This window comes from Klebsiella sp. RHBSTW-00215 (assembly GCF_014103785.1).
Taxonomy (GTDB): Bacteria; Pseudomonadota; Gammaproteobacteria; order Enterobacterales; family Enterobacteriaceae; genus Klebsiella.
This window is the reverse complement of the sequence record NZ_JABXQS010000001.1, coordinates 4,537,127-4,555,548: the sequence shown is the minus strand read 5'-3', so window position 1 is coordinate 4,555,548 and position 18,422 is coordinate 4,537,127. Positions and strand designations below refer to the sequence as shown.

The 18,422-nt window shown below is 54.0% G+C and carries 21 protein-coding genes; 10 read left to right on the top strand and 11 right to left on the bottom strand.

Annotated elements, in window-relative coordinates:
• The first annotated feature begins 100 nt into the window (after window positions 1-100).
• The 3 genes from ttrB to ttrA are packed head-to-tail and all read left to right on the top strand — an operon-like array spanning window position 101 to window position 4,910.
• Entirely contained in the window at window positions 101-829 is a 729-nt protein-coding gene (gene ttrB, locus HV127_RS21605) for a tetrathionate reductase subunit TtrB (protein ID WP_182238646.1), read from the top strand.
• Window positions 830-1,852 carry a tetrathionate reductase subunit TtrC gene (ttrC, locus tag HV127_RS21600; RefSeq protein ID WP_182238644.1) on the top strand — a complete coding sequence of 341 codons (1,023 nt, stop codon included), beginning with the start codon at window positions 830-832 and terminating at the stop codon, window positions 1,850-1,852. It abuts the gene before it with no gap.
• Window positions 1,845-4,910, top strand: coding sequence for a tetrathionate reductase subunit TtrA (gene ttrA / locus HV127_RS21595; protein ID WP_182238642.1), 3,066 nt, complete (start codon window positions 1,845-1,847; stop codon window positions 4,908-4,910). Before ttrC ends, ttrA begins: the two co-directional genes overlap by 8 nt.
• 278 nt (window positions 4,911-5,188) lie before the next feature.
• Here ttrA and HV127_RS21590 read toward each other — a convergent pair whose 3' ends face one another.
• A complete protein-coding gene (locus tag HV127_RS21590) occupies window positions 5,189-6,139 on the bottom strand; it encodes an alpha/beta hydrolase (RefSeq protein WP_182238640.1) in 951 nt (316 codons plus the stop codon).
• A gap of 257 nt (window positions 6,140-6,396) precedes the next feature.
• On the opposite strand from HV127_RS21590, the gene HV127_RS21585 reads away from it, so the two are divergent.
• The 3 genes from HV127_RS21585 (at window position 6,397) to HV127_RS21575 (ending at window position 9,881) form a co-directional block, all read left to right on the top strand.
• The gene (locus HV127_RS21585; protein WP_182238638.1) at window positions 6,397-7,548 is read left to right on the top strand and encodes a hypothetical protein; all 1,152 of its coding nucleotides are present in this window, start codon (window positions 6,397-6,399) and stop codon (window positions 7,546-7,548) included.
• Between the two features lie 11 nt (window positions 7,549-7,559).
• A complete protein-coding gene (locus HV127_RS21580; RefSeq protein WP_142461786.1) occupies window positions 7,560-8,201 on the top strand; it encodes a TetR family transcriptional regulator in 642 nt (213 codons plus the stop codon).
• Between the two features lie 357 nt (window positions 8,202-8,558).
• Complete coding sequence (locus tag HV127_RS21575) at window positions 8,559-9,881, top strand: FAD-binding oxidoreductase (RefSeq protein WP_182238636.1); 1,323 nt, start codon at window positions 8,559-8,561, stop codon at window positions 9,879-9,881.
• A 59-nt stretch (window positions 9,882-9,940) separates the two neighbouring features.
• Here the strand turns inward: HV127_RS21575 and map are convergent, their stop codons facing one another.
• The 3 genes from map to HV127_RS21560 all read right to left on the bottom strand — a co-directional run bounded on the left by map (window position 9,941) and on the right by HV127_RS21560 (window position 11,464).
• Window positions 9,941-10,720 (bottom strand): type I methionyl aminopeptidase, encoded by a 780-nt coding sequence (gene map / locus HV127_RS21570; protein WP_181486229.1) that lies wholly within the window; start codon window positions 10,718-10,720, stop codon window positions 9,941-9,943.
• Entirely contained in the window at window positions 10,701-10,919 is a 219-nt protein-coding gene (locus tag HV127_RS21565; RefSeq protein ID WP_004102160.1) for a ParD-like family protein, read from the bottom strand. Before HV127_RS21565 ends, map begins: the two co-directional genes overlap by 20 nt.
• 242 nt (window positions 10,920-11,161) lie before the next feature.
• Window positions 11,162-11,464: a putative quinol monooxygenase gene (locus HV127_RS21560; protein WP_139539801.1), complete on the bottom strand. Its 303-nt coding sequence runs from the start codon at window positions 11,462-11,464 to the stop codon at window positions 11,162-11,164.
• 108 nt (window positions 11,465-11,572) lie between these two features.
• On the opposite strand from HV127_RS21560, the gene HV127_RS21555 reads away from it, so the two are divergent.
• Both HV127_RS21555 and HV127_RS21550 read left to right on the top strand, forming a co-directional pair.
• Window positions 11,573-11,836, top strand: coding sequence for a hypothetical protein (locus HV127_RS21555; protein WP_182238634.1), 264 nt, complete (start codon window positions 11,573-11,575; stop codon window positions 11,834-11,836).
• On the top strand, window positions 11,820-12,026 hold the full coding sequence (locus tag HV127_RS21550; RefSeq protein ID WP_181486231.1) for a helix-turn-helix transcriptional regulator: 207 nt from the start codon (window positions 11,820-11,822) through the stop codon (window positions 12,024-12,026). Before HV127_RS21555 ends, HV127_RS21550 begins: the two co-directional genes overlap by 17 nt.
• Here the strand turns inward: HV127_RS21550 and HV127_RS21545 are convergent.
• Genes HV127_RS21545 through HV127_RS21515 form a run of 7 tightly spaced genes read right to left on the bottom strand, consistent with a single transcriptional unit; the run spans window position 12,023 to window position 17,337 of the window.
• On the bottom strand, window positions 12,023-12,778 hold the full coding sequence (locus HV127_RS21545) for a GntR family transcriptional regulator (protein ID WP_182238632.1): 756 nt from the start codon (window positions 12,776-12,778) through the stop codon (window positions 12,023-12,025). The genes HV127_RS21550 and HV127_RS21545 overlap by 4 nt on opposite strands.
• Before the next feature lie 13 nt (window positions 12,779-12,791).
• Window positions 12,792-13,532 carry an SIS domain-containing protein gene (locus HV127_RS21540; protein WP_182238630.1) on the bottom strand — a complete coding sequence of 247 codons (741 nt, stop codon included), beginning with the start codon at window positions 13,530-13,532 and terminating at the stop codon, window positions 12,792-12,794.
• 14 nt (window positions 13,533-13,546) lie between these two features.
• A complete protein-coding gene (locus tag HV127_RS21535; protein WP_182238627.1) occupies window positions 13,547-14,857 on the bottom strand; it encodes a PTS ascorbate transporter subunit IIC in 1,311 nt (436 codons plus the stop codon).
• On the bottom strand, window positions 14,854-15,141 hold the full coding sequence (locus tag HV127_RS21530; RefSeq protein WP_110274637.1) for a PTS sugar transporter subunit IIB: 288 nt from the start codon (window positions 15,139-15,141) through the stop codon (window positions 14,854-14,856). Before HV127_RS21530 ends, HV127_RS21535 begins: the two co-directional genes overlap by 4 nt.
• 45 nt (window positions 15,142-15,186) lie before the next feature.
• On the bottom strand, window positions 15,187-15,621 hold the full coding sequence (locus tag HV127_RS21525) for a PTS sugar transporter subunit IIA (RefSeq protein ID WP_182238625.1): 435 nt from the start codon (window positions 15,619-15,621) through the stop codon (window positions 15,187-15,189).
• Entirely contained in the window at window positions 15,593-16,354 is a 762-nt protein-coding gene (locus HV127_RS21520; RefSeq protein WP_182238623.1) for a creatininase family protein, read from the bottom strand. The genes HV127_RS21525 and HV127_RS21520 overlap by 29 nt, the downstream gene beginning before the upstream one ends.
• An 11-nt stretch (window positions 16,355-16,365) precedes the next feature.
• Window positions 16,366-17,337 (bottom strand): phosphotriesterase, encoded by a 972-nt coding sequence (locus HV127_RS21515; protein ID WP_182238621.1) that lies wholly within the window; start codon window positions 17,335-17,337, stop codon window positions 16,366-16,368.
• Between the two features lie 415 nt (window positions 17,338-17,752).
• Here HV127_RS21515 and HV127_RS21510 point away from each other — a divergent pair, with 415 nt between their 5' ends.
• Entirely contained in the window at window positions 17,753-18,001 is a 249-nt protein-coding gene (locus HV127_RS21510; protein WP_181486239.1) for a hypothetical protein, read from the top strand.
• Between the two features lie 190 nt (window positions 18,002-18,191).
• Window positions 18,192-18,416, top strand: coding sequence for a YdcH family protein (locus tag HV127_RS21505; RefSeq protein WP_080828775.1), 225 nt, complete (start codon window positions 18,192-18,194; stop codon window positions 18,414-18,416).
• Window positions 18,417-18,422: the final 6 nt, after the last annotated feature.

The window sequence follows — 18,422 nt, the reverse complement described above, 5'->3', positions numbered from 1 at the left end:
GCCGCGATTTTTACACTGTAAATCATCAACATTCTTTATTCATCACATGCAAATCAACGACGTGACAAATGTTTAGTTGTTGCCGCGCGAGGGAGAAAATATGGACAGCAGTAAACGACAGTTTCTGGCGCAGCTGGGCGTTCTCAGCGCCGGCGCGTCTCTGGTTCCGCTGGCGCAGGCGAAATTCCCCTTTTCGCCTGCGCGCCGTGAAGGTTCCCCTCGCCACCGCTACGCGATGCTCGTCGATCTGCGCCGCTGTATCGGTTGCCAGGCTTGCACCGTCAGCTGTGCGATAGAAAATCAGACGCCGCAGGGGGAGTTTCGCACTCACGTCAATCAGTATCAGGTGCAGCTTGATGATGAAGTGACCAACGTTCTGCTCCCGCGACTGTGTAACCATTGTGACAATCCGCCCTGCGTGCCGGTCTGCCCGGTGCAGGCCACTTTTCAGCGTGAAGACGGCATTGTGGTGGTGGATAACACCCGCTGCGTGGGCTGTGCCTACTGCGTACAGGCTTGTCCCTACGATGCGCGTTTTATCAATCATGAGACGCAGACTGCCGATAAATGCACTTTCTGCGTTCACCGCCTGGAAGCCGGGCTGCTCCCCGCCTGCGTGGAGTCCTGCGTTGGCGGTGCGCGCGTCATCGGTGATATCAACGATCGGCAGAGCCGCATCTCGCAGATGCTCGCTTTGCACCATGACGCCATCAAGGTACTGAAGCCGGAAAACGGCACCTTGCCCCACGTATTCTATCTCGGGCTGGATGAGGCGTTTGTGACGCCTCTGATGGGCCATGCCCAACCCGCACTCTGGCTGGAGGTCTGAATGACACACGCATTGATCATCGAAGAGGTGCTGGCGCGTCCGCAGGAGGTGAGCTGGTTACCGTGGGCGGTGCAATATTTCTTTTTTATCGGCATTGCCGCCTGCGCCGCACTCTTTGGCTGCGCGCTCCACTGGCGTAAAAATCCGAACCCGAAGCTGGAAAACCTGACGCTGCTGATCGCCCTGACCTGCGCCATTACTGCCCCGCTGGCGCTGACGGCGGATCTGCATCAGACCGCTCGCTTCTGGCATTTCTACGCCTATCCCACGCCATGGTCGTGGATGCCCTGGGGCGCGCTGTTCCTGCCGCTGTTCACGTTGTTTTTAGGCTTGTGGTTTGTGGCGCAGTGGGTCAAACAGCTCTTCAATAAAAGTTACGGCGTCACCAAATGGATTGCTCTTGTCAGTGCCCTCACGGCGGTTGGCCTGCTGGTCTACACCGGACGTGAAGTTTCAGTTGTCCAGGCGCGCCCGGTCTGGTTCAGCTATGCCTTCCCACTGGCGATGTTCTTCAGCGCGCTGCAAACCTTTTTCGCCCTGCTGATTGTGGCAACTCGCGATAATTTTCCCCTTCAGCGACGCCTGGCGCGGTGGCAACTCTCGGCGCTGATTCTGCTGGCCGCGGTGGTGGCGATGTGGGTCAGCGGCGATACCCTGTCCGGCACTGCGATACGGCAATGGCTGGCGATCTCGCCTTCCGCCCGCCATTACGCCCTCGGCTGGCTGGCCTTCTGGCTGATTTCGCTGCTCTTTTGCACACAGGCGTTGCGCCGCCCGTTGGGGTTGCCGCTGCGCAGTGTGCTGGTCCTCAGCGCCATGGCGCTGTGCTGGTTAATGCGCTGGACGCTGCTGATTCAGGTACAGACCCTGCCGAAATTTAACGCCCAGTTCAACCCTTACACTCTGCCCGCCGGGACCGATGGCTGGCTGGCTATCCTCGGGACGTTTGGCCTGTGGATAGCGCTGCTTATTATCGTTAGTGAAACCGTGAACGGACTCGCAAGGAGAATGCAACATGGCTAATTTAACCCGTCGTCAGTGGCTTAAAGTCGGCCTCGCCGCAGGCGGAATGGCCACCTTCGCCCTGAGCTATCGTGATGTGGCAAAGCGCGCCATCGACGGCCTGCTCAACGGCACTTCCGGTAAAATCACTCGCGACCGGCTCTTCGGCAACGCCCTGATCCCGGAGGCTAATGCCAATACGGGCTGGCGGCAAAATCCACAACAGGTCATTTCGATGACCCAATGTTTTGGCTGCTGGACGCAGTGCGGCGTAAGGGTGAGAGTGGATAGCGAGAAAGGCAAAGTGCTGCGCATTGCGGGTAATCCGTATCATCCCCTTTCCCACGAGCATCACATCGACTCTGCGGTCCCCTTTTCAACCGCGATGGAACAGCTCGCTGGTGAAAAGGGTCTGGATGGCCGCTCTACCGCCTGCGCACGAGGAGCCACGCTTCTGGAGGGATTATACAGCCCGCTGCGCATCCTTGAGCCAATGAAGCGCGTGGGTAAGCGCGGCGAAGGGAAATGGCAGCGCATCAGCTTTGAACAGTTGGTGAAGGAAGTGGTAGAAGGCGGCAATCTGTTTGGCGAGGGGCACGTTGACGGCCTGCGGGCGATTTATTCCCCGACGACGCTCATCGACCCGCAGCATCCGGGATTTGGTCCGAAATCCAACCAGCTGCTGGTCACCAATACCAGCGACGACGGGCGCGATACCTTTCTGCGCCGCTTCGCGCTGAACAGTTTCGGCAGCAAAAACTTCGGTGCCCACGGTTCGTACTGCGGACTGGCCTATCGCGCAGGTTCCGGGGCGTTAATGGGCGATCTGGATAAAAACCCGCACGTGAAGCCCGACTGGGTTCACGTGGCGTTCGCCCTGTTCATGGGCACCTCGCCCGCGCAATCCGGTAACCCGTTTAAGCGTCAGGCCAGACAGCTCGCCAGCGCCCGCTTGCGTGATGATTTTCAGTATGTCGTTGTCGCACCGGCACTGCCGCTTACCACGGTGATGGCTGACGATCGCGGACGCTGGCTGCCGGTGATCCCCGGGAGTGATTCGGCGCTGGCGATGGCGATGATTCGCTGGATTATCGAGAACCAGCGTTACAATGCCGACTATCTGGCGATACCCGGCGCGCAGGCAATGCAGCAGGCTGGGGAGAAAAGCTGGAGCAACGCCACCCATCTGGTGATTACCGATGAACTGCCTGAGCTCGTTGGACAGCATTTAACCCTTGCCCACCTGAACGCGAACGCTGCCAGCGAACCGATGGTGGTCAGTGATAGCGGTGAACTTGTCGCCGCCAGCGACTGCCCCCGTGCGGCACTCTTTGTTACCCGCCAGCTTACGCTCGTCAGTGGACAAACGGTCACGGTCAAAAGCGGCTTTCAGCTGCTGAAAGAGTCGGCTGAGAAGCTTACCCTCGCGCAGTACAGCCAGCAGTGCGGCGTTCCGGAGATGAAAATAGTCGCCCTGGCGCAGGCGTTCACCGCTCACGGACGCCGGGCCGCCGTGATCACCCACGGCGGGATGATGGCCGGGAACGGTTTTTATAACGCCTGGGCAGTGATGATGCTTAACGCGCTGATCGGCAATCTCAGCCTGCAAGGCGGCGTGTTCGTCGGCGGCGGCAAGTTTAACGGCGCAACCGACGGACCACGTTACAACATGGAGAGCTTTCCCGGCAAAGTGAAGCCCAAAGGGCTGAGTATTGCGCGCAGTAAAACGGCGTATGAATCTTCCGAAGAGTATCGCAACAAAGTGGCGGCGGGCGTTTCGCCCTTCCCGGCCAAAGCGCCGTGGTATCCGTTCGTTGCCGGGCAGTTGACCGAGCTGCTCACCTCCGCGCTGGAGGGCTACCCCTATCCGCTGAAGGCGTGGATCTCCAATATGACCAACCCGCTGTACGGCGTTCCGGGACTCCGCGCGGTGGCGGAAGAAAAACTGAAAGATCCGCAACGCTTGCCGCTGTTTATCGCCATCGATGCTTTCATGAATGAGACCACCGCGCTGGCCGACTATATCGTTCCGGACACTCACAATTTCGAAAGCTGGGGGTTCAGCACCCCGTGGGCCGGGGTCGCCAGTAAAGCCACCACTGCCCGCTGGCCGATAGTCCCTTCCGCCACCGCCAGTTCCGCTGACGGTGAGCCAGTGGCGATGGAGTCATTTTGCATCGCGGTGGCAAAGCGCCTGAATCTACCGGGGTTTGGCGAAAACGCCATCACCGATGCTCAGGGTAACCGCTACCCGCTAAACCGGGCTGAAGACTATTATCTGCGTATAGCCGCCAATATTGCGTTTATGGGTAAAGCGCCGGTTGGCGAAGCCGTCTCTGAGGATCTTACGCTCAGCGGCGTGCAGCGCATCCTGCCCGTAATCAGCCAGACGTTGAAAGCAGACGAAGTCCGCCGCGTGGCCTTTATCTATTCGCGTGGTGGGCGCTTCGCCCCGGATAAAAGCGGGCGCACTGATGGTCGCGTCGGCAACCAATGGGAAAAGCCGCTGCAAATCTGGAATGCGCAGGTGGCAGCGCATCGCCACGCCATTACCGGCGAGCGCTACAGCGGCTGCCCGGCATGGTACCCGGCCAGATTGTCGGACGGACGTTCGGTAGATGAACTATTTCCAGCGCAGCAGTGGCCGCTAAAGCTGATCTCGTTTAAATCTAACACCATGGCCAGCGCCTCGACGGTGATCCCGCGCTTGCATCACCTTAAGCCGACCAACCTGGTGGCGCTGAATCCGCAGGACGGCAGCCGTTACGGGCTGGCGCACGGTGACAGAGTGCGTATTTCAACCCCCGGCGGCCAGGTTGAAGCGGAGATCAGTCTGTTAAGCGGTGTAATGCCCGGGGTTATTGCCGTTGAGCACGGCTACGGGCATCGGGAAATGGGCGCAGCACAGCACACGCTTGACGGCGAAGCGCTGCCGTTTGCGGCGCAGATAAAATCCGGCATTAACATTAACGATCTGGGATTTGCCGATCCGACGCGCGAGGTCAGCAACACCTGGCTGGACTGGGTCAGCGGCGCTGCGGTGCGCCAGGGGCTACCGGCGAGGATTGAGCGGGTGTAGCGCTTTCCCTGTGGGTAAGACCGGTACTTTGCTGTTTGTCCTGAAGCGATGTTTTTCAGGTGATTAACAGTAAAAGTACCGGTCAGTTTTTGGTTGAAAAAATATAGCCAGGCCAGCGCTAGCGTTGATATTGTCGAAGGTGTCCTGTTATTTTAAAGGGCGGTTAAATAATATATTGACGCTGTAGTCAATTTTGTATGACACAGCATTTTGAATGTTCTTTTTAAGAACTAGCTAGCTTATCTATTGGATGAAATTTACAGACTAATATCACGAGTTCAAGCAGAATACTCCTGCTCATTCGGTACATTACAACCGATGATGACATGCCTGGAGTGAATGAATGAGGCGATAGATTGTAAAGCCCGGTCAGCCTCAGGCACCTTCCCCGCGGATGATTGAAATACATGCCATAACCCTTCCCATACCTCAAGCGTCACCGCCACTCCGGCCTTCTCAGCCCTCTCAGATAAACGTAAAGCGTCATCCAGCAGCAATTCATCGCTCCCAACCTGAATAAATAAAGGTGGAAGACCCGTTAGTTCTCCAAACAGCGGTGATACCAAAGGAGAACCTCGCTCGTGTTCAGAACAATAATAGCGGACGGTCATCAGTAAATCCTCAACGCAAATGAGAGGATCCAATGCGCGACAGCGCGTTATGCTCGGTGCTGAAAGCGTAAAATCTAACATTGGAGAGAGTAAAATAGCCGAATCGGGCAAGGGATCTCCGTGCTGTTTTAACAATAACATCAGCGACATGACCAGTCCGCCGCCGCTGGAATCTCCGGCCAGCATGATTTCAGTGGCGGAGTATCCTTCAGCAAGCAACCATAACCAAACCTGTCGACTATACAACAAAGCCGCAGGAAATGGATTTTCTGGTGCCAAAGGGTATTCAACCACCAGAATCCGGCAGTGAGAATAATGCGCGAGATATGCGACTAGCTTACGGTGGGTCAAGCAGGAGCCCTGCGAGTTACCGCCACCGTGAAAATAGAGAATAACTTTGCCATTGGTATTCTCTTGCGAAGAGATCCACTCAGCGGAAATGCCTTCACTGTCGACGCTTTCAATACTCGTTCCGACGGGTAATGTTGCCTGGCTGGCGGAAGACTCCCAGGACTGACGTTGAATATCAAGCGGCGTGTTGAGCAAAAAATCGACACCATCCGCATACGCTGCAAAAAGTCTTTTTTTACGGTCGTTCGCTTCTTTACTTAGCGTCATTATTCCAGAGCTCCCTGTTCAAAACCCACGGTATGCGGAGAATTATCTATTTTTATACTCGATTTCTGGCAATCTCACCACGCCATCCACCCTTTAAGATTAATCAGCGTTATTTAGACGCACAGGTAATTAATATAAGAATATTCCCTTCACCATTACATTCAGGAACGCATCAATAATTTTTCATTATTCATATTTACATTGTCACCGACAAGTGACAATGTCTATGTCACCACTTGGTGATAAAGGGGAATACTATGTTGACTCATACAAATAAAAATACAGGACGTCGTCGATTTCTTCGCCTACTGGGAGGTGCGTCGATTCTGCTCTTGCCTGTGCTAAACGGCTGCACCAACACAGCGAAATCAACCGCGATCGCTGCGCCAGTCAACGATGGAGATCCTCGCTATCGCTGGCTGGCGGTGGCCGCACGGGCCCCCAGTTCGCACAATATGCAGCCCTGGAAGGTCGCTTTGACTTCCCGACCGGACAAAATGGCGCTGTATGTCGACACCGGGAGTCTGTTACCCGCAGCCGATCCGCAGTGTCGGCAAACCATGATCTCCCTGGGCGGATTTATTGAACTGCTGTGTATGGCGGCAAATGCCGATGGCGTTCGCTGCGAGGTGGAACAACTTGCGCCCAATAAAGATGCAAATCAGCCAGTTGCCCTCTTCACCTTTACCCGGATGCAAGCCGCGCAGGAGCCGGACGGATTGCTGCCTTTTGCTGCTTCGCGTCGGGTCAATAGAGAGACATTTCACCAGAATGCGTTAATTTCAGAGGAGCGCTTGTCTCTGCTGCTCGCAGCCGGGAGTCGCCGGGACGCCGTCGCCCACGGTAGCGTGCAAACCGGGAAAATATCTGAAATCAGCGCCCAGGTCGCTGAGGCCTGGCGAATAGATTTGCAACAACCGGAAATCATGCTGGAAATGCTCAAGGTCACCCGTATCGGACGGCGTGAGATTGAACATTACCGTGATGGTATCGCCATTCAGGGATTTCTGCCCGAACTGGCCGAGCGACTGGGGATGTTTCCACGCGACCGCGTACCCGAGCAAAACTCGGCAATGATGAAAAGCATGCGTGAAATGGGTGAGCAGCAGGCAAGCAGCGCTGCGGGGTGGGTGTGGCTGGTCACTACAGGCAACTCTCGCTCGCAGCAGATTGCAGCTGGACGCGCATTTGTCCGCTTACATTTAAGGGCCACGCAGCTCGGTATCGCCCTGCAGCCAATGTCACAGGCGCTGGAAGATTATCCTGCGATGATTGAAAGCCAGCAGAAGCTCTACCAGATCTTAACCGTTACGCCAGAAAAAGAGACGGTACAGATGCTTGCTCGTATAGGGTATGCTGACCCTGCGCCGCTCTTGCCGCGCCGAAACCTTCCTGATCTGGTCATTTAATTGGAGCGTCAATGTCTTCCCGAGAATCCGCAAAACGCCATCCCCCGCGCGATCGTAATAAAACGCAGGGGATTATCCTTAATGCGGTCGGCAACATATTAATCCGTGACGGGGCAGCAGGACTTGGCATTAACGCAGTTGCCAGGGAGGCGGGTGTTGATAAGGTTCTGATATACCGATATTTTGGTGGCCTTGATGAGCTGTTGACCGCGTTTGGATCATACGGCGGTTTCTGGCCTTCCGTCGATGAACTTCTGGCCGGGTATGATATTGCCGCCATGCCTTTCAGCGCGCGCTTGCAGCTGTTTATCGATAAGATCATTGATGCCTTGCGTGCTCGTCCGCTGACGCAGGAAATCCTGGCGATGGAAGTCAGCAGCCCTAACGTATTGACAGAGATCCTCAACGTTTCGCTGGAGCGCTGGGGGCTGGACGTTAAAGTACGGCTGGCGGAAGGCTATCCGGGCGATGTTGAGAAGCTGAATATCATCATTACCACCCTGTTTGCGGGAATACAGTATTTTATGCTGAAGTCGAGAAGCACCCCCACCTTTGGTGGCATCGCCATTCAGGAGGATGAGGGGTGGAAATCGATTAAAGAGAGTCTCAACTGGCTATGCGAAAAAATAGTGGATGAACCCGCGCAACGATAACCGATTGTCACATTGACACCAGAGATTCATTCAGCTTCCAACTGCCCCACCTCCACCTCCACCTCCACCTCCAGCGCCTGCGCCTGCGCCTGCGCCTGCGCCTGCGCGAGGGTCATAAAATTCTGCGGGGGGCGCAAGATGAATTTATATCCATATGGTAAGAGGTGTTATTTTGCCTGTTCCTTGTTATTCTGCAAAATTGTTGCTTAGGTGATTATCATTCAGAATATTGATTATTCAGGGAATGTCCTGGCAGCATGCTGTACTTGCCGACTCGATATCCAGACCAACAAAACGAAGTCCGGCGAGCTTATTCACATCTGCCATGCAGGTGTTTTTGCCACAGGGAGAATAACCGTGAAATTTGCATCAATCCCTTTCAATCAAAATCAGGTGGGATGGCCGCTTAATGAGATTGACCGCCAAATACAACCGCAGCTGAGCGGAGATATCAACGCTGATTGGGTCGTCATTGGCTCCGGCTATGCTGGCGTGAGCTTTGCCCGCCGGTTAGCCAGCTTCAACCCGCAGCTGAAAATTGTGCTTATTGACGCCGAATCTGCGGCGACCAGCTCCTCCGCCCGAAATTCAGGGTTTGTTATTGGCCTGCCGCATAATATCGGTAGCTCTACCGCCGAGTTGAAAAAAGCGCAGGACTATCGCGCCCTGCTCCAGGAAGGGATCCGCCTGCTAGAAGAAACGGTGACTGCACAGCAGATTGAGTGTGAGTGGGAAAACGTTGGCAAATATCACTGCCAGATTGACCCATCCAGCGAAGCCATTATGCAGGAGTACGTTGATAACCTTCAGCTTATGCAGGAACCCTACAGCCTGTTGAATAGAGAAGAGCTGTATCAGAAGCTGGGAACTCGGATCTACAGTAAAGGCATCTATACCCCCAGCTGTATTCTGGTGAATCCGGCAAAACTGATTGCGGGCCTCGCGCGCCATCTCCCGGAAAACGTCACGGTTTACCATCAGACGCCAGCGCTGGCTATTCACAACGAAAACGGCGGCATCAGGGTGACAACCCTACAGGGAACGATTCAGGCCAGGCAGATTATGCTGGCGACTAATGCGCTTTCTCGTGAACTCTCTCCAGTGATAAGTCGCCAGGCGTCAATGGCGACCTATGCCAGCATCACCGCCCCGCTTACGGCTGAACAGCGCCAGCGTCTGCCCGCAATGGAAAGCTGGGGGCTGACGCCGGTGAATGCCATCGCCGGGGCCACGCTGCGCTATACCCGAGATCATCGTTTTCTGATTCGCCAGCATGTCGATCCGGCGCTGCGGGGCATCATCACTGCGGGACAAACCGCCAACGCCGCGCGCCAGCATCTGGCGTTATTCCACAATGCCTACCCGGAACTGCGAGATGTGCCGCTGGAAAGGACCTGGTCCGGGACTATTAGCGTGACCCGCAACGGTGCGCCGGTCTGGGGGCGACTTGCGCCGCAGGTGTGGACCGCCGGAGGCTGTAACGGTGCCGGGGTGTCAAAACAAACCATCGCCGGAACGCTGCTCGCCGACCTGGCACTGGGGCAGGATAACCCGCTGATCGCGGCCATGCAGTCGCTGGGGCAGGCAAACTTTATGCCGCCTTCCCCGTTCCTCGATATCGGCGTGGCGGGCGCTTTGTGGAAAGAGCGCTATATGGGGCGTAAAGAAACGGCGATGTAGTCGCCGCTGGCGGGAGTTAAACAGGTTTCAGTCGGCAGGATTGAAACCTGTTGTCTGGCTTAATCCGGGATCGCTTCACCTTTACGCAGCGTCAATACTTCAAACCCCTGCGCGGTGACGGCAATGGTGTGTTCCCATTGCGCCGAAAGCTTCTTATCGCGGGTGACTACCGTCCAGCCGTCTTTTTTGTTTTTTATCCGGCTATCGCCCTGATTCACCATCGGTTCAATGGTAAATACCATCCCTTCTTTAAGTACGGCACCGGTACCGGGTTTGCCGTAGTGCAACACCTGAGGATCTTCGTGCATCTCTATACCGACGCCGTGTCCGCAGTACTCTCTGACCACGCTGTAGCCGTTGCTTTCAACATAGGACTGGATCGCATGGCCGATGTCGCCCAACGTCGCGCCCGGTTTAACGACCTTGATCCCCTTCCACATCGCTTCATAGGTTTTCTTCACCAGCCGACGAGCCAGTGGCGAAACATCACCAATCAGGTACATCTTGCTGGAGTCGGCAATTAGCCCGCCTTTTTCCAGCGTAATGTCGACGTTAACAATCATGCCGGATTTCAGATGTTCCGTTTCCTTCGGCATACCGTGGCAAACCACGTCATTGATCGACGTATTTAGTACGTAGGGGAAATCATACTGACCTTTACTGGCCGGGCGCGAATGCAGCTCGTTGACGATAAAATCCTCAACCCGATTGTTGATGGCCATGGTGGTGACGCCAGGCTGAATAAAGGTATCCAGCATGTCAAAGACCGAGGCCAGCAGTTCGCCTGCGTGGCGCTGGCGGGCGAGTTCGTCAGTGGTTTTAATGGGAATTGATAGCATTGATCACCTCCAGCAAACGATCGGAGCCGGACTTCAGCATCATCAGTTTAATTTGCTGATGGTTAAGCTCAGGATAAAGCTCGCTCATCATTCCAAGGCGGATCCAGTACTCCGCCTGCGCGTTGACCGAACGCGACATCGCCTTGCTGGCATCACGGATGTCGTCATGCAGCAGGTCAGAAATTTTCACAATACCCATTTATACGTACCGTAACGATTTATATATGCATCGTATATTACGCCACCTCGGTTAAGCGGACAACATTGGCGACCCATGTTTTTTGAAGCCCGCACGATCAATATTAAAATCATTCACTCGACTAACGTTATCATCAGGCCTGTAGCAGAAGTTTCTTCCTTAACCCTGACCTGGATATAATTCGACTCAAATACTTTCTGATAACTGCAAATCTCAACACTGAGAACCGTTCCTTCTTAATTTCACGAACTCACCTCGCTTACCTGGCAACTCATCAGTATGTATTGAGCATCTTTACGCTTATGGTGATCTATTAACGGCACAAGTCGCCTGAAATGTTCACTTGCACAATGCAGGTCAAGCGCCGCCCGATCCGGCCACTCTTCGATAAAAATGAAATGACCCGGATCTTTTTCATCAATATACAGATCATAAGCGATGCAAAGAGGTTCCTTTTTAGTGGACGCTATTAACTCGCGGTACAAAGGCATAACAGCCTCAATATCCTCAGGTTTTATAAAATCTTCGGCGATGACTTTTAACATTCCAACCTCCATGAAAAAGAAGAATGTGTACACTATGGCGTAAAGAGATTTTTGGCAAAGGTAACAATGGCCAGAAAATTGCGGGAAGCCAGGGGATGATACCGAGGTTTGCAACCGACGATCCTGACTCACGAGTCGGCTATTATAGCGCTGGCGATGCTGGGTATGGGCGTTTTGCTGCCGCTGTTTCGATTTCTGGTCCCGCTGGTCTATTTCTGGCCGCATCCCTATGCCCAGATCATTCTTTTGCTTAGCGATTTTGTGCTGCTGCTAACGGGCGGCTTGTTATTTTTGACGTTTCGCTCCATGCTCCGGGGATCTGAACAGAAAATGAGAATAAGGGGTTCATCTGACTATGGCAGTGGTGGTTAATCTGGACAAAATGCTGGTAGAGAGAAAAATGACGTCCAGGGCGCTGGCGGCTTATGTCGGGATCACCGAGCAGAACCTGTCGCTGCTCAAATCGGGAAAGGTGAAAGGTATTCGTTTTGATACGCTGGCAAAAATCTGCCAGGCGCTGGAGTGTCAGCCAGGCGATATTCTCGCCTGGGAAGCGGATTAACGCCCTTTATCAATCATACAGTTCCACTGTTGGCTCACGCTGCTCTGGCTGGTGGCTATCTGTAGCGACAGGCTGGCATCAAGGGTATGCGTGACGCTGTATTCAAGCACCACGTCATCCAGATCGCGGGCGACGCGCTCAATGCGAAACAGCGGGCGCCCCGGCTCGATATTTAGCAATCCTGCCGTGCGAGTATCGCAGCAAACCGGCGCATAGCGCTCCGTGGCGTTGGCTGGCGAGTAGCCGAAGGTTTCCCGCAGCTGCTTATACAGCGACCGGCTGCCGTCGACGTGGCTGAGATCGTTATAAATCCGCCCATTTAGCCAGGTCAGAACGTGGCCGACCGGTTTTTCCCCCTGCACCAGCAGCCGCTCCAGGCGCATCAGCTGGCTGCCTAAAGCCAACCCCATTCGCTCCGCCACGTCCTTATCTGCCATGGTCGAAATTAACGACAGCACGTCCACTTCGACGGCCCCTGGCGCATCAAAGGTGGTCAGTACGTCCGGGAGGTCGGTGTAGTATTTCTGCAACGCATCGCGGTTAATAAAGGTCCCTTTCCCCTGCTCCCGATACACCATGCCAATGCTGGCCAGCGAATCTATCGCCTGTTTAATGGTGCCGCGCGCGACCTTGAACTCCCCGGCGAGCAGCAGCTCACCCGGGAGTTTATCGTCATAGGTAAAAGAGAGGATCCGCTGCAGGATAACGTCTTTTATCCTTAAATAGAGAGGGAGTCCATCCGACTCAAACATACTTGTGCTCCACTCAGAGGTAGTGTATTTGGCTCCTGTATGTGCTCAGTATATCCTGATTTATCGCCTGATTACCGTCTATGTTTGCGCTGGCGAGAATAGGCGGAGTGCACTCATTTTCCAGCATGATTTCGCAAATGCGCAGTACCAGACTGTTGGCAATCGTCGCGCCCATAATGGTGGATAACGGCGCGGCTTTCTGCGCCAGGCCCGGCAGGCTAACGGAAGCATCGCCGTACTCGCAGTGGTTATCGATGGTGATGTCGGCAATATCGACCAGCAGCTTGCCGCTGGAGTGGCGCGACGTCACCCGCGCCGCCGTTGCGAGGCTGGTAATAGCAATAACCTTTGCCCCACCGGATTTCGCCGCCAGCGCGACATCAATCGTAATCGCGTTTCGCCCAGAGACTGAGTGAATCAACAGCGTATCGCCAGTCCTCAGCGGCGACTGTTCCACCACGACCCGCCCCAGATTTTCCACATTCTCCACCGCGCTGGTCAGGGTTAATGGCCTGACGTTAAGCATCAGTGCAGGAGTGAAAAGCGGATTGATAATGGCCAGACCGCCTGCCCGATAGCTCATCTCTTCCGCCAGAATTCCGGCGTGGCTGGCCCCGAAAACAAAGATATTGCGCTGCGCCAGGATGCTCTGCGCCATCATTTCCGCCGCCTGCAGTAGCTCATCTGGGCGTTGTTCGAGAAAAGCCAGCTTCTGGCGGATTTGGCTGTAATACTGCTTCAATGCATCGCTCATCTATTTTCTCCCCGTCAGAACGTCAGCATGCTGGTCAAAAGGTGAATAAGCGGCGCAAGAACAAACATATCGCTGTCGCCGGCCCACAATGCGGTGTCGGGAATGGTGTTGTTGATAAAACCAGTCACGCAGAAATATTGCCCCCACGCGACCACCGTCGAGGTGATAAATCCCGCCAGTAGCGCACCTTTATAGCCGCCGGTAATGTTGCCGAAAACCCCTGCCGTACCTGCGTGGAAGAAAATCACAATCATGCTGGGAATAAACACGTAGCCGGTGTAGCGGCCAATCAGGGTCAACCACAGCAGCGAACCCACAAACGCGCCGACAAAGCCCAACACCACCGCGTTTGGTGCAAAGTTAAACAGAATTGGGCAGTCCAGCGCCGGTTTTGCGCCGGGAACCAGCCGCGAACCAATGCCGTTAAACGCCGGTACCATTTCACCAATAAACATGCGCACGCCAAGCAGCACCACGGCGATGCCGCCGGTAAACATCAGCGACTGTTTGAGCGCGTAGATGTAGAAACTCAGATCCCCCGATTGCGCGAGAATTTCAGCCGCCTTCGCCGTGCCTTTTATTTGCAGAATAAAGGTGCCGATAAAAAACAGCAGCGACATCGTTAATGCGGTCACCACGTTGGAATCGCGCAGAAAGCCGAGTTTTTTCGGGACTTTGATATCCTCAGAACTGATTTTATTACGCGCAAATAGCTGTCCAAACAGCGCCCCAAGCAGAGCCACCGAGGCCGAAGTATGCCCCAGCGCCACGTTGTCGTTACCGGTAATTTTGCGTACCCAGGGCTGGACCAGCGCGGGTTGTAACGTCCAGTACAGGCCCATAATCACCGTTAGCATTAGCGTTAACTGCACCGCTGAAATACTGGGTTCGGTGTTCACCATTACCCCGGCAAAAATCATTGTGGTCCAGAACATCATGTGCCCGGTGAGATAGATATATTTAAAGCGCGTGAGCCGGGCCAGCAGCAGGTTGATGGCGAATCCCCCGGCGATGGCGATCGTCACGCTGCTGCCGTAGCGCTCGCTAAAACGCGCCTGACCGATAATATTGGTCAGGTTCATCGAACTGAGGCCGAAAACCTCGGTCCAGATAGGCTGAAATATCAGTAAAGCGGAAACGATAATCCCGGCTCCCGCGCCGATGATCAGAAAGCCCAGAATCCCTTTCAGGGTGCCGGAAACAATATCAGCGAGCGGTTTCTTTTGCAGTACCAGGCCCAGCAACACAATCAGGCCAATTAAAATCGACGCCTCACCAAAAATATTGATCGTTATCCAGCGCAGAACGCCAAGAAATTCACTCATGACGACGCTCCCGGTTGCAGAATATTGGCCTGCGTCAATGCCCGGATTATTTCAGCGTTGTCGATATAGTTGTTCACCACCACCACCGGGCAGGACAGGTGTTTTAGATTGTCCACCAGTTCGGCATTGGTGATCACCACATCGGCATTAGCCGATGCGGCTGAAGAAACATCCATATGTTCAACGGAGGCCTGAATACCGTGCTGTTTTAACACCGTTTCGACGTTCATTTTTAAAATCAGGCTTGAGCCCATACCTAAACCACAGACTGTCAGAATTTTCATCGCTATTCACTCCGTGTTAATTAAGCTACAAACGCTGCGAGCAGCCTACGACGCGCTGGCTAACAGCTGATAAAGTTGTTCAGGATCGTGAGAATGCATCAGGGTATGCAGGTTATGTTCATCGCTCAGCACGGTGACGATATGCTGGATAAGATGGATATGCGCATCGCTGCTGGTCGCTGAAAGCCCCAGCACCACCTGCACCGGGTCGTTTTCCGTATGACCAAACGCCAGCGGCTCGCGCAGCCTGATTAGACTTATTTGCGCCTTAATTGCCCCCTGTTCGGGGCGGGCGTGAGGCAGCGCCAGCCCTGGCGCAATGACAAAATAGGGGCCAAGCTCACGGTAGCTATCAACCATGGCCTGAACGTATTGCGGGCTACAGGCTCCCGCGCGACAGAGCGCGTTCCCCGCTTCGCGGATCGCCTCCTCCGGGCTTCTGGCCGGGCAATCAACCTTTATCGACTGACTTTCGATCATCGGCGGCTCCTTGCGTTAAGTGATGGCGAATAGAGGCCAGGGTGGTCTTCAGCGCCTGCTGAATGAAGGCGCGACCATTCTCTTCGCAGGCTCTGGTGGGATCTCCCAGCACGGCGTAATCAGAAAACTCGGTCCAGCGTATCGGTTGATAGCGGAAATTCTGTGGAAATACCGGATAGTGCGCACGGGCGTTCGCCATGGTGACGAACTCCGGGGCCAGCGCCAGCATCAGCGAGGTTTCGACCTCATCAGCATGCATATAGCCGGGATAAGCCACCGCCGAGGTTTGCCGCTTTTGCACCTCCTGCTCCATACCTGCCCAGCTGTAACTGAGCAGCGTGATGCCTTTCTCCTTAAGCTGGCGGGAAGCCGCTTTAATAGCGTCAAAATTGCCGTAATGCGCGTTAATTACCGCCGTGGTGGTAATGCCGTAGCTGGCCATATTCTCCGCCAGCGACACCAGCATCGACGTCAGTTGTTCATTGCCGATATCAATGGCCCCCGCGTGTCCGCGCAGCGACCACACCTGGCTGTAAGAAATAACGGGCAGGCTCAGCGCGCACTCGCCTAACTGTTCATTGAGCAGCGCGCAAAAGCGCTCGGCCAGCAGGTTGTCGGTATCCAGCGGTAGGTGATCGCCGTGTGGCTCGACCGCACCCAGCGGCAGCAAAGCAATCTGCGCCTTCTGCAGTGCCAGCCGTGCTTCACGTTCATTTAAATGGTGCAGCTTCATTGCACCTCCCCTTAACCAAAAGCGAAGTAACGCGCCGGATTTTCGACAAAGAAATCATCCAGTAACGCTTCGCCGTCAAACCCGGCCTCCCGCGCCTCTTCGACGAATCTTGGCCGCCAGTCGCTGAGGATAAACTTCAGCCCCAATCCCCCTTTGCCGTAATGCGCGCTCATCGATTTGCGGGCAAAATCGCCGCCGATGAGGATTTGCTTTTGATAACCTTGCTGGCACAGCGCCAGAATGGCCTGGGTGCGGATATGTTCAGGGTGATATTTGATGCGGCTGATACCGTCAAAAGAGAGAAACGCCCCGGTGTTGGCGATCTGACGGTGCAGCCAGGGATCGGGGTTGCGATCCATGTGAGCGAAACATAATCGGGAAAGATCCAACCCCAGACGGGTAAAAATCTGCGCCTGTTCTAAACCCATCGTCCCCATTTCCGTATGGCTGTGCATCGGCGCGCCAGTGCGTTGCTGGGCGCGGACAATGACTTCCATGGTTTTTCTCTCTAACGGAGAGAGCGTGTTATATCCCGTGCCGCACTTCACCACCCCGGCCCGATGCGGGGTCCCTTCGATCCCCTCGGTGACTTCCTGGCAGACGTGCTCAACCAGTTCATCAATTTCTGAGTTGGCAATCCAGTCAGCAAAGCTTTGTGAAAAACCTGGACGCAGGCTGCTCCACAGAAAGCCTTTGTTAAAACCGGCGGTGGCGATAATGTGCAGTTGCTGACGCTGGGCCATTTCCGCGACGGTTGCCGCATGGCGGCCGTAATCCGGGGCGGTGGCGTCGTAGATAGCGTTGCCACCAGCTAGACGGAAATCACTTAACTCACGCTCGGAAGCCTGCGGGTCGTCCAGCAAAAGGTCGTCATCCTGACGTTCTGCCCAATAAGGCGGAATACAGTAGATATGATCGTGGCTGTAGGTCACGCCCAGTTGATTAGCGGCAATGTCGCCGTTTAAGGTACGAATGATGCCCATGTTTCTTGCTCCCTGGAACGGATAAGAAGGTGCTTTCAACATAGGCGAGCGCCACTTGTCCAGTCAAGTGATCAAGTTCGCATCAATAATACAAAATTCTTATCTGTGAGCCAGGTCTGATGTTCAAGTTTTAACCCGTCGAGCGTGCCCACTTATCGCTTGAATACGCTTTTTGCATTTCAGAGAATGTGACGTTGTCACATACAATTTTATCAAAGAGAAAGTTTTTCTAATGGAATTAAATCTGCCCCTTTGCGTCATGAATTAATTATTTTTCCTTTAAAAACAAAACAATGAGCGCTCAAGCAAGACGGTAAGTTTCCGGCTAATAATTACGTTAATTGATTAAAATGTTTAATTGAATGAATCGATAAAAGGAGTATTGTTAAAAACAATGATGAGCGGAGATAAGTAAATGTTACGAGATTTTTTGTTGGTAGAAAAAGAAGATCGCCTGGTTGAACAACAATGCGCAAGCGACGATATGATAAACGCAACGGATGTCACTGAATGGATCATTATCAATAGCAACGGCGACAAAAAAGGCCGCGTGGCCTTATTTAACCAGTTTACTACCCGTCGTTCGTATTGTGTGAATTACCGCATAACGCAGTTTGATAATAGTGGAAGAGTTGTTGTCGACCGCCTGGCGGATTCCATTTAATTACTAAAACCCCACCAGCGGCTAAGAGCCTAATGGGATAGGCTCTTAGTTACGGCCCCCCTCCCCAGCGCCTGAAATTCCTCTGCCTGTAACATAAACGCGACACTGTTCTCATTACCATTTCATTGCTGTGGTTAATCTAAACGTGTGTGTCTTCGTACACACGTTTTTCTATCAACAAGGAAGGTACATGTTTCCAGAACACAGAGAGTTGATTTCTCGATTGAAAACATCGCACTCGCGCTTTCAATCGCTATTCGAAAAACATAACGCGCTCGATCACGATATTTCCCGGATAGAAGGAGCTGACGGCAAAGGATACAGTCTTGAGCTTGTTCATATGAAGAAAGAAAAACTTCTGTTGAAGGATGAGTTACTGAAAATCCTCCAGCATGAGAGCCTGAATCAGGCCTGACGCTAT

What these genes read in the sequence shown, in the direction of transcription:
- ttrC (WP_182238644.1), top strand. Translation starts at nt 830, where the DNA reads ATGACACACGCATTGATCATCGAAGAGGTGCTGGCGCGTCCGCAGGAG.
- HV127_RS21585 (WP_182238638.1), top strand. Translation starts at nt 6,397, where the DNA reads ATGTTGACTCATACAAATAAAAATACAGGACGTCGTCGATTTCTTCGC.
- HV127_RS21520 (WP_182238623.1), bottom strand. Translation starts at nt 16,354, where the DNA reads ATGAAGCTGCACCATTTAAATGAACGTGAAGCACGGCTGGCACTGCAG.
- ttrA (WP_182238642.1), top strand. Translation starts at nt 1,845, where the DNA reads ATGGCTAATTTAACCCGTCGTCAGTGGCTTAAAGTCGGCCTCGCCGCA.
- HV127_RS21590 (WP_182238640.1), bottom strand. Translation starts at nt 6,139, where the DNA reads ATGACGCTAAGTAAAGAAGCGAACGACCGTAAAAAAAGACTTTTTGCA.
- ttrB (WP_182238646.1), top strand. Translation starts at nt 101, where the DNA reads ATGGACAGCAGTAAACGACAGTTTCTGGCGCAGCTGGGCGTTCTCAGC.
- HV127_RS21505 (WP_080828775.1), top strand. Translation starts at nt 18,192, where the DNA reads ATGTTTCCAGAACACAGAGAGTTGATTTCTCGATTGAAAACATCGCAC.
- HV127_RS21525 (WP_182238625.1), bottom strand. Translation starts at nt 15,621, where the DNA reads ATGATCGAAAGTCAGTCGATAAAGGTTGATTGCCCGGCCAGAAGCCCG.
- HV127_RS21565 (WP_004102160.1), bottom strand. Translation starts at nt 10,919, where the DNA reads ATGGGTATTGTGAAAATTTCTGACCTGCTGCATGACGACATCCGTGAT.
- HV127_RS21540 (WP_182238630.1), bottom strand. Translation starts at nt 13,532, where the DNA reads ATGAGCGATGCATTGAAGCAGTATTACAGCCAAATCCGCCAGAAGCTG.
- HV127_RS21530 (WP_110274637.1), bottom strand. Translation starts at nt 15,141, where the DNA reads ATGAAAATTCTGACAGTCTGTGGTTTAGGTATGGGCTCAAGCCTGATT.
- HV127_RS21510 (WP_181486239.1), top strand. Translation starts at nt 17,753, where the DNA reads ATGTTACGAGATTTTTTGTTGGTAGAAAAAGAAGATCGCCTGGTTGAA.
- HV127_RS21560 (WP_139539801.1), bottom strand. Translation starts at nt 11,464, where the DNA reads ATGTTAAAAGTCATCGCCGAAGATTTTATAAAACCTGAGGATATTGAG.
- HV127_RS21515 (WP_182238621.1), bottom strand. Translation starts at nt 17,337, where the DNA reads ATGGGCATCATTCGTACCTTAAACGGCGACATTGCCGCTAATCAACTG.
- HV127_RS21550 (WP_181486231.1), top strand. Translation starts at nt 11,820, where the DNA reads ATGGCAGTGGTGGTTAATCTGGACAAAATGCTGGTAGAGAGAAAAATG.
- HV127_RS21580 (WP_142461786.1), top strand. Translation starts at nt 7,560, where the DNA reads ATGTCTTCCCGAGAATCCGCAAAACGCCATCCCCCGCGCGATCGTAAT.
- map (WP_181486229.1), bottom strand. Translation starts at nt 10,720, where the DNA reads ATGCTATCAATTCCCATTAAAACCACTGACGAACTCGCCCGCCAGCGC.
- HV127_RS21545 (WP_182238632.1), bottom strand. Translation starts at nt 12,778, where the DNA reads ATGTTTGAGTCGGATGGACTCCCTCTCTATTTAAGGATAAAAGACGTT.
- HV127_RS21535 (WP_182238627.1), bottom strand. Translation starts at nt 14,857, where the DNA reads ATGAGTGAATTTCTTGGCGTTCTGCGCTGGATAACGATCAATATTTTT.